A 12,221-nucleotide genomic window follows, 5' to 3' on the forward strand; every position below is an offset into this window, starting at 1 on the left:
GGGATTTTAAAATCCCAAAAGCCTTTCGACCCCAATTATTTGACTGCTACCCCTTGACAGGTCAAGACAGTATCTACAAGTTTTTGACGGAGGGCGATCGTAAACCTGTCCCCAACCAACGGCAAATCTCAAGAATCAAAAGGCTTAATCCACGATCGCCCGATCGCCCAATCCAAAACCAAAGCCGCGATCGCAAACAACACCACACTCTCGACACCGCGAACCGCAAACGGCAATAACTCCTGTAGGGCGGGCATCTTCCCGGATTCAAAAAACAATCCAGCATCCAACTGTCCAAAAGCCCGCACCAACCCAAAAGCCAACACCGCACCAGATTTAAGCTGCGGGTTAACATCTCGGCGAATCGCATAGCGGTAAGTCACGCCGAACAAAAAACCGCCCAAAAGTGCGATCGTGCCTCGGGCGGCAAAATTTAGGTCAATTTCCCTTACCTGCAAACTCGCCAGAGAATCCAACCTATCCGCTAGAATTAAGCTATTACCAAGGGCGATCGCCCCAAAAGCCAGCAAACAAGACAAACCAGCAACCGTCCCTGCCTTCAAAGATTCTACCCGTTCAGCCGCACTAAAATTTGACGAATCCTTCACAGCGCCCTCATTTCAAAAATGGCTCAAATTGACTTATCATAGGGGTTGGAGTCACTTTGTACAGTTTGTTCAATAAATAGCTATGGATATTTTGTCACTCGGTTGGGTTTCGGTGCTAGTTCTGTTCTCCTTCTCAATTTCAATGGTCATTTGGGGACGCAACGGTTTCTAGATTCCAGAATAGCTTGCGGGGCCAGCTTTTTAACGGCCCCGCATTTTTTTTCATCCTATTTAACCAAATCAAAATAACAGGAGTTGGAAACATGACAGCAAAAAAAATATTAATGTTAGTCGGCGACTTTGTAGAAGACTACGAAGTAATGGTACCTTTCCAAGCACTGCAAATGGTAGGTCACACCGTCCACGCCGTCTGCCCGGACAAAGCCGCGGGTCAAACAATTCGCACCGCAATTCACGACTTTGAAGGCGATCAAACCTACAGCGAAAAACCCGGTCACAACTTCACTTTAAACGCAACTTTTGACGAAATCAACCCCGCCGACTACGACGCTTTGGTTATCCCCGGAGGACGCGCCCCAGAATACATCCGCCTCAACGAACAAGTGCTGCAAATTACCCGCTACTTTGCCAACAGCAAAAAGCCGATCGCATCTATTTGTCACGGCTTACAGGTTCTAACCGCCGCCGGCGTACTCGAAGGCAAACGCTGCACCGCATACCCGGCTTGCAGCCCGGACGTACTCCGGGCCGGCGGCAAATATACAGAAGTTCCCGTTACCGAAGCCGTAGTCGATGGCAATTTAGTCACCGCCCCCGCGTGGCCAGCACATCCTAACTGGCTAGCTGAATTCCTGAAAGTTTTGGGAACGAAGATCGAACATTCAGAGAAAGTCGAAGTATGACTATTTTCACAGTCAAAGTTAAACCTAATTCCAAACAGCAAAGCATCGAAGAGCAACCCGACGGCAGCCTCACAATACATCTCAAGTCGCCGCCCGTTGATGGTAAAGCAAACCAAGAATTAATCATGCTGTTGGCCAAAAAGTTTAAAGTGCCGAAATCTGCGATCGGCATTAAATCAGGTCTTTCCTCGAAAAATAAACTTGTCGAAGTTGCGATCGAACCTGCAACTTCTATCTCTCCGTAGGGACACGGCAGTGCCTTTCGTCGTGTCAACTTAAGACTAAAACCCTTGAGAAATCTCGCTAATAGTCGAGTCTAGATCCCCCTAAATCCCCCTTAAGAAGGGGAGTAGGGGTTGACTTAAAGAGGCTTCCTGTCCCCCCCTTCGTAGGGGCGGTGCCCCCGTGCCCGCCCTAGGCGCCGGGGGGATCTGGCCTTAATAGTCAAACAGCAATCTGTAACTTGGTTTGAGCTTAAGTTGACACCTATGGGCACGGTGCCGTCTCCCTACCGGATATCTATAAAGTTAACAGCAAATCTATCTAAAGATGGATTTAGACTCAACTTTAAAATCATATATTAATAGTTGTAGAGTTAGAATAAAAAATTATGAACATTGAAAATAGAGTCGAAGCAACAGCGAAGAATATTGAAGGCAAAATCCAAGAAGCTGTTAGCGAAGTTACAGGCAATCAAAAAGATAAATTAGAAGGTCAATCCAAGCAGGATGAAGCATCAGCAATTCACCTGAAAGAAGACCTCAAAGATAAAGCAAAAGAGATTGTAGACCGAGCTTAATAACAGTATTCCCTACAAGTTTCCTGCCTACTAAATCCCGCAAACATATCGTTTTCGGGATTTTTTATAATTAGCCTAAATCATTTGTACCAATATCTTGGGGCGGGTTTTACCAACGATTATTAGTGGCAAAATTCATCGGCTAACTACCCCTACAGATTCTAGTAATTCATAGTGCAAAAGCATTAATTTTGTGGCTGGAATTGTTTCCATTGCATAAGTTGTGCCATCTTGATGAGAGAATTCTACCTCAAAAGCACTGCCATCAAATTCCATCACAACTGTTCCTACTTGTCCTTTATATAATTTAATGATTTGTTTTGTTTCAAAATGGGTGGCTTCTAAATCTTCAGTTAAAGCAACAATATCTAGGTCTTTAATTGTTTTCATTGTTTTTACCTCACTTTTTGACGGGATAACAACTTGTTAATCTGGGGAAACTTTCACCTAAGCGGACGATCCAAGCTGCTAGAATCAGAGATTCACCTACTTCGGTTTTCAGCAAGAATTTCATGTTGTAATGTGTTCCGTATTCATTGTTTTTTTGAATAACAACATCTTCGTTGATAGCAGCTTCTTTTAAAGCCTGTTTGAGCATTTCAGCATTTTTTAGGGTAATGCCTAACTTACTGGCAAACAAAACAGCTTTATTTTTTCCTTCTTGATGATTCGGATTTAGAGAATATTCTTCTATTTTATTGCCTAAATCTGCTAGATGACCATTGGGCAGTTTCACTATTAATAACTGTTTTTGAAGGACAAAAGAGAATATTAGTCTGCTACGATAATCGACTTTTACTCAAATGTCAATTATATCGTCTTTGAGCTGGGTGGCTGGTTTATCAACATTATTGATGGGTGGCAAAATGGATCGGTGAATCTGCCCTTCCTTTCAATGCCCAATGCCCAATGCCCTATCCCCGATGCCCAATTCCCAATGCCCACAAAAAAGCCAGGGATGGATATCCCCAGCTCGAAACATAGCACAATTAGTTTTGAGAGTTGGTAGGGCGATGTTTCAGAATCGACTCCACCCACTTTTACCCAAATTAAATCAGGGTAATGTCAGCAGCCGTAATGCCCGGTCTGCCATTTAGATTTGCCAGCGTAACTACTCCATCAGCAGCAAGACCGTTAGAGTCATATCCTAGTCGTCCGGTTTCATTTTCATAAAAGACGAACGGATCTGACGGGCCCGCCCCGGCTGGACCAAAACTGCCGTTGTACTGCCCACTCTCAAGCGCCAAGAACGCCTGCGAAGAAAGTCGATTCGTATTTTGCACTCCCCTCAAGTTGGGGAAGCCGTTGGAGCCATTGATTTGGAAGATAAACTTGTCTTGGCCGATCGTAAAATCGCCGATTTGGTCTGGGTTAGTACCATCGGCGCCCTCACCGAAGTTGTTGTAGTAGAAGCTGTCATTACCCGATCCGCCAATCAGCGTGTCAGCACCAGGCCCGCCGCCGAGAGAGTCGTTACCGTCGCCGCCGATCAAATAGTCGTTTCCAAAGCCGCCCAGCAGGGTGTCGTTTCCGGCGCCGGAATTTAAGGTATCGTCCCCCAATGTTGCGTTGGATGAGTCGCCGAATAGGACGTCATCCCCGTTACCCGTAGTGATCACATCAGTGCCGTTGCCACCAGTAATGAAGTTGCTGCCTAAGGTATCGGTAATCAAGTTGGCGACTGTGCCGCTAAAGGTGACGCTGCTAGCGTAGGAGATGAAGTCGTTACCGGCAGCGTTGCCAATCAGGCTATCGCGATCGCTGCCAAAGATCAGGGTGTCACTTCCCTCGCCACCGTTAAAGAGGTTGGTGACGGTGAAGCTGCTGGCAGTAGTAGGATTGGTGTAGCCAATTAACAGATCGCCGCCCAGCGCGCCTTCGAGAGTAATCAAAGCAGTACCAGTAGCATTACCAAAAATGGCAGCGGTAGCATTGATAGTATCGTTGCCATCTCCACCGACTGCATTAGTAAATGTACCGCTCAGGCTGTCGTTGCCTTCGCCGCCGATCATCGAATCGCTGGAGAAGGCAGCGACGATCGTGTCATTGCCCACTCCGCCGTCGAGCAAGTTGCGACCCGCGAAGCCTCCAAATGAACTCTGGGCACCTCCGCTCAAAGTTACATTCACCGTCGTTCCTGACGTGATGAAGTCGTCGCCGACACCTCCCAACGCGGTATCCTGGGTAGCAAAAACCCTGATCGTGTCGTTGCCGTCGCCGCCGTCGAAGAAGTTTTTGCCGGCGCCAAACTCGGCGATACCGCCGACGAGAGAATCGTTGCCGGCACCGCCGAGCAAGGTGGTTTTCTCAACGCCAATGGTGACGAAGCTGCCTAGAGCAAACTGGTTCGGCTGGCTAGTGTTGCGAATGACTAAAGTATCGTTGTCAAGGTCGCCCGACAGATAGCTGTTGCTGGCCACACCGTACAGTGTGTCGTTGTCTTTACCGCCGAACAGAGTATCTTTTTGATTGATACCTACAACGTAGTCGGCGCCAAGGTCCCCCCGCAAGTAGTTGCTACCTGCATTGCCACCGGCGCTGCCGCCGACGGGAAGACCGAGGTTGTTGCCGCCGCCGGAGATGAAGAAGCCGAGGGAGTCATTGTCCTTGCCCCCGTAGAGGGAGTCTCTTCCGAGGGCGCCTCCGAGCATCGTATCAGTACCCTCATTACCAAACATGAGGTTGCCATCGACTGTACCTTGGAGCAAGTCTTCTCCCGCACCGCCGTACAGGGTCGTATTCCGGCTTTGAGCGACTACGGTGTCACTGCCTGCGTCGCCATGCAGAAAAGCCCGCTCGCGCTGGGCTACTAATGAATCTTCGTCGTTGCCGCCGTACAGTGTATCGTTCGGGCCGACGGAAGTCAGAGTATCGTTATCCCCTTGGCCAAATATTAAACTGCCGCCGAGGGTAGAAGTTGTAATTAAATCCGCCCCCGCTCCAGCGAAGATTGTATCCGGGCCCAGTCCCGGAGTGTTTAAATTAGTTTGATCGGAATTGTCAGTTAACGTTGTCATAAAGCTTCACTCCTCTACTTGTTGGTCATCGCTGGTGCGACTACAGACACTGCCTAGAACACCGAATGTTTGGATTCCGCTGTAGTTTAACCTGTTTGCCAGCCGCAAGTCTAGCCTACTGGTGTTAACCCTGTCTAGACTTTCTCCCTCGCGGATTTTTTGCTTGTAAGCTTTTATATTCAATGTCTTCACCCTTTAATAATCCTGGTGCACTGTCTCAGGTGCTCACGCTCTATAAGACGCGGCTCATATTCTTAATGTTCCATTCTGGATTGGCGGTCGGGGATCGCGTCCGGGGGAGGAAATTAAAGATTAAAAAAGGCTGATCTGGGTGATCGGGAAGACAAGGGAAATTGGGAGATTTGTTACTTGGTAACAAGGCTTTGTGGCAATTTCCGGTTTTCCAGGCAGGGCCGTCATTTAATAATTCTGACCCGGATTGAACCGAGTACCGCTCCGGGCTTTAAAAGTCTACGCCCCGCTTTAGTTCTACGCCCCGATCGCCGTAGTGTTTGTGACAGTATACCTCGGAGTGTACGCTTGCCAAGTCAAAGTAAGCGTGGGGTTTGTGGCAGCGCCCGGTGATAATAATTTCTGTATCCCGCGGCTTGCGTAGCAGGGCTTCGACGATCGGCTCTACCGGCAGCAGTTCTAAGTCTACTGTGGGATTGAGTTCGTCGAGAATAATCGTTTTGTACCAGCCGCTGGCGATCGCACATTTGGCGATTTCCCAGCCGCGTTCTGCTTCGATGCAGTCTAGCTCTTGCTGTTGCCCCCGCCAAACTATAGCATCTCGGCCGCACCGCTGGTGATCTACTAGCTGCGGGTAGCTTTGGCGCAAAGCTGCGATCGCCGCATCTTCTGTATAACCGGTGCCACCTTTGAGCCATTGCACGATTAACACCCGGTGAGATTGGTCTTGACTGATACCCCTACCTATTGCCTGCAAAGCTTTGCCCAAAGCGCTCGTAGACTTGCCTTTTCCCGCTCCGGTGTATATTTCGATACCGGAAATATGATGCTCTGCCGCTGCGGGGTTATAGTGGGGCTTCATTTCTGAGTGTAAGTCGGCAATCTCCAGCAAAGCTTCGGGGGCCGCTCGCCCTGTGGCGATGACTTCTAAATATTCTGGTTTGTTTTTGAGGGTTTGGACTACTTCGTCAACTGGCAGCAAACCCAAGTCCAATACCGGGTTTAGTTCGTCTAGTACCACGACGGAATAGAGCGAGCTTGCGATCGCTCCTTTGGCGATATCCCAGCCTCGCTGAGCTTCGGCGCGATCGAAGCGGGTGATTGCTTCGGCCCCAAAATATTCGGCACGGCCGGTACGCACTTGGTCGATTAAGTGCGGAAATGCCCGTTGCAAGGCTTCTATTGCCCCGTCTTCGTCGTAGGAGCGGCCGGGGCCTTTGAGAAAGCGCAGCAACAAGACTCGCGTGGGCGAGTCTGAATTGATACCCAGCCCGATCGAGCGCAACACTACTCCCAAAGCTGCCTGAGACTTGCCTTTACCAGCGCCGTCGTAGACGTGAATCTGACCTGCGGCGCGTTCCGACCGGGATGAGGCTGTCCGAATACCAATGCCATTCCTTACCATAATCAGCAGTTGTTTGAGTCTGTATCGGGGTGGGTATTCGATCGCGCGCCTTGAATGTCTAATTTTTCCATTCTGTTGGCGGATCTCAACAGATTATACGATAAGTCCTAACCCCCAATTTTTTAAGTCGCGATCTAACGCAATCAGGTGCTCAAACCTCCGGTTAAGATTATTCCGTTTGTGCTGTACAATTAAAATTCAACACGGACTGATATACCTAAAGGCTTATGATTGCGAGTGTTTTCCCATTTCGGACTGTTTTGGTGCAAATTTTAATTATGTTTTTGGCGATCGCGATCGAATCGTGGTTTTTGCAAAAACTACTTAAACTCGGCCCCAAAACCAGCATTGAATATACAGCCATCCTCAATCTCTCTTGCACTTGCGTAGGCTGGTTAGTTTTCTTCGGCATTGAAAGCGTTCTTAGCAAAGAATTGCGGGAACAGCTTATCGGTTATATCTTATTAGGACGTGGGGATAATGTTTACGCTCCCATAACTATGATAGCACTCTCAGTATTAGCCGTCACCTTTCTAGCTAAATGGCAGGGATTAGAATTCATAGAAAACATGGTTTCAGGCAATAAAAAAGCTTCCAAACCTCAGTTTTTAGGACCACCAACCCTCACCCGCCGTCCTCCCAAAAAAACTTTTCAAGTAACTACCCAGTTTGGGGGAATTTTAATCGCCCACACTGTTAGCAATATCGTTATTTTAACCGTGTTGTTTTTGCAAAGCGTCTATTGAAATTTATGATGAAGCAATTTTTAGATGTCACTCAGCAACTCACTAAGCTGACGAACAACCTTTGGGAAACCAATAAAAAAATCCAAAAGGCGATGATTCCGCCTAAAGTTGTTCACTGGAAGACTCCTTTACTACTCAGCATCTTTTTAGCTTTGCTGACAGTGGCGGCAGTCACTGACTGGCGGACGAGAACTCTGCTTTTTGATATGAGCTGGTTATTTTTTACACTTTCAATGGGTTTGCTGACCAGCCAGCAACCTTTTGTGATTAAAGGAGTAAGTCTGAGTCCGTGGGTGACAAGCATCTTAATTGGCTTGTGGTTGCTGGTAAGATTGCCGTCGGATAGGAAGGAAATAGCATGGATATCCGGCCCACTTATAGCAGTAGTAGTTCTTGCTACAATAGAGATTTGGAATAGCGAGTCAAAACGGGAAGGTATCAGGTCGTTGGTGCGTCCTCAGTTTTTGATGATTACTCTAGTTCACGTGCTGTTTTCCTGTTGGTTTGCTTTTCACTTTTTAATTCAAGGTTGGATACAACAGTATCCGAGCGTTTTATCTCAGGATTTAAGGCAAAGCGATTATGTGGTGACATTTCAACGGCCAACTATTAATCGCTCCCGAGGAGTTGTCATCCTCAATGCAATGGAGGGATACCTGCGAAATGAAGCCCGCACAAAACCGTGGGCGCAAGTAGAGCAAATGTTAATAGATATTGACAACGAGCGATTTTTTCTGCGGAATCAAGCCTTAAAAACAACTGGGATAGTCCCAGAAGATGCTAGCTGGGATGTCAAAACTTCGATCGTCCAAGGAGAGTCCCGCTATCAGTTAGATATGCAGGCCACTTGGCTGGGGCTGGTTTTTAGACCGGAAATATATTCGTTTACCAAATCTTGCGAGGTGTTCCAGATAGCCAATAGGGCGACTGTAACCTGCGATGCCATCAAACGCTCTCAACCCGGACAGAAAAAAGATGGAACTGCGGGAGACAGTCAAGTGTGATTCTGTCTCTGTTAACTAATTGCGATCGGTATAGCGGGAGAGTGGGAGAGTCTGAGAGTCTGAGATCGAAAAAATCCTCCTTCTTCCTTCTTCCCTCTTCTCTCTTCCTTCTTCCCTCTTCCCTCTTCCTTCTTCCTTCTTCCTTCTTCCTTACACTAAAGTATGGCGAAAGTTTCCAGCGGGTTAATAACTAGGTCAGTAACTCAGGGCTAAAGCCACTGAGCTTGCAAGAGAAATCGAGCAAGCTATGCTGACCAGCCTAAGATTCTTGAAATCTACGTTATTCAAGTCACGACACCATGCGAATGCGAAGCTAGTTCCCTGCTCTGTCATCTGCAATTAAACAGTCTTAAAGTCACTGAGGCAGTGTTGCAGGTTTAAAAAGCTTTTATAACATTGGCGAAGCTAACATTACACGCAAGTGGAGGGACGCAACAATGTCCAACTTTATTTTCGTACTCGATACAAACAAAAGACCACTAACACCTTGTAAGCCGTCAATGGCTCACAAGTTGTTAACTGCCCGTAAAGCGGCTGTTTTTAGAAGGTTCCCCTTCACAATTATTCTCAAAAAGGTGGTAACAGCAACTATTGAATCAATTAGTCTCAAGTTAGATCCAGGTTCTAAAACTACTGGCATCGCTTTACTAGAAGGTGAGAAAGTAATTTTTGGCGCTGAACTAACTCATCGAGGTCAAGCCATCAAAGCAAGTCTTGATTCCCGTCGCGCACTGCGTCGAGGAAGACGAAACCGTCATACTCGCTACCGCCAAGCAAGGTTTTTAAACCGTACCCGCCAAAAAGGTTGGTTAGCACCATCCTTGCAGCACCGGGTAGAAACCACCCTAACTTGGGTTAACAAATTACGCAGACTTGCACCAATCAGTTTGATCGTTCAAGAGCTTGTCAGATTTGACCTACAACAACTAGAAAATCCTGATATCTCCGGCGTTGAGTACCAACAAGGCGAACTACAAGGTTACGAAGTTCGTGAATATCTACTCAACAAATGGAACAGAAAATGTGCTTACTGCGACACTGAAAATGTACCTTTGCAAGTTGAACACATTCATCCAAAAGCTAAAGGTGGAAGCAATCGAATTTCTAATCTCTGCCTTGCTTGCGAGAAGTGCAACCAGAAGAAAGGCACTCAAGATGTTGAGCAATTTTTAGTCAAGAAACCTGACATCTTGAAGCACATTCTTGCACAAGCAAAACGTCCGCTTAAGGATGCTGCTGCTGTGAATTCGACTCGATGGGCGTTGTTCTCTCGACTGAAAGAAACGGGGTTGCCCGTCTTAACTGGTTCAGGTGGACTGACCAAGTTTAATCGTACTCGACTGCAACTACCTAAAACTCATTGGCTTGATGCTGCTTGTGTCGGTCAACTTGAATCATTGTCTGTAGTAACGAGTAAACCATTGCTAATCAAGGCGACTGGACACGGAACTCGTCAAATGTGCCGCACAGACAACTTTGGCTTCCCATCTCGGTACGTTCCGAGAAACAAGTTTGTCAAAGGTTTTCAAACCGGCGACATTGTAAAAGCAGTCGTTACCAGTGGCAAAAAAATAGGTGAATATGTTGGTCGGGTTGCGGTTAGATCGACGGGTTCGTTCAATATCTCGGCATCAGAATTGGTGCAAGGGATTAGCCATAAATACTGCAAAATTGTTCACCACAAAGATGGCTACAGTTACTCATTGTGAATTTGAAGATTCAAGGCGATTGAAATCGCCGGGTCGTTTCCCTCTCAGGACTGAAGTCGCTGAGTTTCCCAGTTACCGAATTTTTTTATGAATTTGAGAAGAATTTTGACAGTCGCGACCAATGTATTTTGGGAAGTAATTCGCGATCGCATCCTTTACTTAATTATTATTTTTGCTCTGTTGATGGGAGCCTCGGTACGGTTGATACCGGAATTGGCGGCGACAACCGAGAAGAAAATTATCTTAGATGTCGGTTTGGCTGCTATGAGCATTCTCGGTTTAATTGCCACAGTCTTTGTGGCTACCGGATTGGTCAACAAAGAAATTGAAAAGCGGACTGTTTATCTGTTAGTTGCCAAGCCGATAAGTCGGGCTGAGTTAATTGTGGGCAAGCACTTAGGGCTGTCGGCGGTGCTGGCCGTGCTTGTAGCAGCAATGACTGTTATCTATCTGGCTATTCTGAGTTTGAGCCGCATTCCTTTCCCTTTGGAAAGCATTTTAATCGCTTCCCTGTTTATCTGGTTTGAGCTGTGTCTGATGGCTGGTGTCGGGATTTTATTTGGGGTTTTTAGCAGTTCGCTGTTGGCAACTTTACTGACATTTGGCGTTTATTTGATGGGACATTCGACGCGGGATTTAGTGGCTTTGGGCAAGTTAACTAAAAATCCTGGCCTTGAACAATTGATGATGGGACTTTATCTGGTTTTGCCGGATTTAGCCAGATTCAATTTGAGAAACGATGCTGTTTACGGACAAGTTCCTTACTTGGCAGGTTTGATTACAGATGCTGGCTACGGTTTGCTGTATGTGGTGCTGCTGTTGTCAATTGCGATCGCCATATTTTCCCGCCGGGAATTTTAAAAGCAGCCTTCCGTAACTTCAGGCTAATTGTTTGTAGTGAGGACTAAAGTCCTTACTACAAACCAATTTTATTATCGACTTAGCGCGCTAAGATATAGAGAAGGTTATCGCTCAGCAATCTCGACTAAAACTCAAACTTTTATTGGTAAAATTAGGTGACTTATGACTACTGTAATTCACAAACCGATATCCCAGCTCAAGATTACTTGGCCTCTGCTACCCGATGATTTCATCCTACCAGACGACCCTGTAGACGATATAGACCATCCCTTGCTAGCTAACGGTTTGCGCCAGTCTGTAGTGGATTCCCCGGAACTAATGCAAGACGCACTCATAGTTTCTAATTTTGCTTTGTGCGCTGCTGTGGACGATCGCACTATTTGCAAAGCCCCAGACTGGATGTACGTGCAGCCGGTTGAACCTTGGGCTCACAACTATCCCCGCCGCAGTTACACGCCTCATACCGAAGGAACTGTCCCTTTTGTAGTGATGGAATTTCTATCAGCTACTTACGGCGATGAATACTCGGTAGAACACACAGAAGAAATCGGCAAGTGGTTTTTTTACGAACAAGTAATTAAAGTTCCTCGCTATGTCATTTTTCGACAGAATACAGGCAGAATAGAAGTTTATGCGCTTGAATCAGATCGTTATGAAAATCAAAATTCTGATGAAAACGGTCGTTATTTAATACCTGGATTAAATTTATTTTTGGGAGTGTGGCAGGGAACTCGCGAAGGTAGAACGGGATATTGGCTGCGCTGGTGGACGGCGGGCGAGTTGCTTTTGTGGCCGGAAGAAAGGGCAGAAAATGAACGTCAACGGGCCGATCGCCAACAGCAACACAAAGAGTTAGCCGAGACGCTGCGAAATCCAGAGCTTTTGGCTCGATTGGCAGCCCTCGGTATCGAGCCCGAATAGCATTAGAAGTCCGATGTCCGTTGGAAGAAGGAACCGGTTCGAGGGAAGAAGAGAACCCGATCGAGATATGCTTTCTTCATCCTTCTTTCTTGAGTT

15 protein-coding genes are annotated in these 12,221 nt (G+C 46.9%); 9 read left to right on the forward strand and 6 right to left on the reverse strand.

What is annotated here, in order from left to right; genetic code table 11:
* Positions 1-128: 128 nt before the first annotated feature.
* Positions 129-608, reverse strand: a complete 480-nt coding sequence (locus tag QUA00_RS22595; protein ID WP_333411192.1) for a hypothetical protein — start codon at positions 606-608, stop codon at positions 129-131.
* 82 nt (positions 609-690) lie between these two features.
* Here QUA00_RS22595 and petN point away from each other — a divergent pair, with 82 nt between their 5' ends.
* From petN to QUA00_RS22615, 4 genes are all read left to right on the forward strand, one after another.
* The gene (petN, locus tag QUA00_RS22600; protein WP_071883976.1) at positions 691-780 is read left to right on the forward strand and encodes a cytochrome b6-f complex subunit PetN; all 90 of its coding nucleotides are present in this window, start codon (positions 691-693) and stop codon (positions 778-780) included.
* Between the two features lie 91 nt (positions 781-871).
* The gene (locus tag QUA00_RS22605; RefSeq protein ID WP_333411193.1) at positions 872-1,471 is read left to right on the forward strand and encodes a DJ-1/PfpI family protein; all 600 of its coding nucleotides are present in this window, start codon (positions 872-874) and stop codon (positions 1,469-1,471) included.
* Complete coding sequence (locus QUA00_RS22610) at positions 1,468-1,716, forward strand: DUF167 domain-containing protein (protein ID WP_333411194.1); 249 nt, start codon at positions 1,468-1,470, stop codon at positions 1,714-1,716. Before QUA00_RS22605 ends, QUA00_RS22610 begins: the two co-directional genes overlap by 4 nt.
* 365 nt (positions 1,717-2,081) lie before the next feature.
* On the forward strand, positions 2,082-2,270 hold the full coding sequence (locus QUA00_RS22615) for a CsbD family protein (protein WP_333411195.1): 189 nt from the start codon (positions 2,082-2,084) through the stop codon (positions 2,268-2,270).
* 135 nt (positions 2,271-2,405) lie between these two features.
* On the opposite strand, the gene QUA00_RS22620 is transcribed toward QUA00_RS22615, so the two are convergent.
* The 5 genes from QUA00_RS22620 to QUA00_RS22640 form a co-directional block, all read right to left on the reverse strand.
* Positions 2,406-2,660 (reverse strand): DUF4926 domain-containing protein, encoded by a 255-nt coding sequence (locus QUA00_RS22620; protein WP_333104936.1) that lies wholly within the window; start codon positions 2,658-2,660, stop codon positions 2,406-2,408.
* A 10-nt stretch (positions 2,661-2,670) separates the two neighbouring features.
* Positions 2,671-3,006 (reverse strand): DUF6883 domain-containing protein, encoded by a 336-nt coding sequence (locus tag QUA00_RS22625; RefSeq protein ID WP_333142475.1) that lies wholly within the window; start codon positions 3,004-3,006, stop codon positions 2,671-2,673.
* A gap of 313 nt (positions 3,007-3,319) precedes the next feature.
* Positions 3,320-5,287: a calcium-binding protein gene (locus tag QUA00_RS22630; RefSeq protein WP_333411196.1), complete on the reverse strand. Its 1,968-nt coding sequence runs from the start codon at positions 5,285-5,287 to the stop codon at positions 3,320-3,322.
* A gap of 6 nt (positions 5,288-5,293) precedes the next feature.
* The gene (locus QUA00_RS22635) at positions 5,294-5,470 is read right to left on the reverse strand and encodes a hypothetical protein (RefSeq protein WP_333411197.1); all 177 of its coding nucleotides are present in this window, start codon (positions 5,468-5,470) and stop codon (positions 5,294-5,296) included.
* A gap of 280 nt (positions 5,471-5,750) precedes the next feature.
* Positions 5,751-6,884 (reverse strand): cob(I)yrinic acid a,c-diamide adenosyltransferase, encoded by a 1,134-nt coding sequence (locus tag QUA00_RS22640; protein ID WP_333290677.1) that lies wholly within the window; start codon positions 6,882-6,884, stop codon positions 5,751-5,753.
* A gap of 227 nt (positions 6,885-7,111) precedes the next feature.
* Between QUA00_RS22640 and fraC the strand changes: the two genes are divergently transcribed.
* The 5 genes from fraC to QUA00_RS22665 all read left to right on the forward strand — a co-directional run bounded on the left by fraC (position 7,112) and on the right by QUA00_RS22665 (position 12,125).
* Positions 7,112-7,630, forward strand: a complete 519-nt coding sequence (gene fraC / locus QUA00_RS22645; RefSeq protein WP_333142471.1) for a filament integrity protein FraC — start codon at positions 7,112-7,114, stop codon at positions 7,628-7,630.
* Positions 7,631-7,635: 5 nt separating this feature from the next.
* Positions 7,636-8,634: a DUF5357 family protein gene (locus tag QUA00_RS22650; RefSeq protein ID WP_333411198.1), complete on the forward strand. Its 999-nt coding sequence runs from the start codon at positions 7,636-7,638 to the stop codon at positions 8,632-8,634.
* 437 nt (positions 8,635-9,071) lie between these two features.
* The gene (iscB, locus tag QUA00_RS22655; RefSeq protein WP_333411199.1) at positions 9,072-10,343 is read left to right on the forward strand and encodes an RNA-guided endonuclease IscB; all 1,272 of its coding nucleotides are present in this window, start codon (positions 9,072-9,074) and stop codon (positions 10,341-10,343) included.
* 87 nt (positions 10,344-10,430) lie between these two features.
* The gene (locus tag QUA00_RS22660; RefSeq protein WP_333290674.1) at positions 10,431-11,204 is read left to right on the forward strand and encodes an ABC transporter permease; all 774 of its coding nucleotides are present in this window, start codon (positions 10,431-10,433) and stop codon (positions 11,202-11,204) included.
* Between the two features lie 162 nt (positions 11,205-11,366).
* Positions 11,367-12,125 carry a Uma2 family endonuclease gene (locus tag QUA00_RS22665; protein WP_333411200.1) on the forward strand — a complete coding sequence of 253 codons (759 nt, stop codon included), beginning with the start codon at positions 11,367-11,369 and terminating at the stop codon, positions 12,123-12,125.
* The last annotated feature ends 96 nt before the right edge of the window (positions 12,126-12,221 follow it).

It is taken from the genome of Microcoleus sp. T2B6, assembly GCF_036700475.1.
In the GTDB taxonomy this organism is placed as follows: Bacteria; Cyanobacteriota; Cyanobacteriia; order Cyanobacteriales; family Microcoleaceae; genus Microcoleus.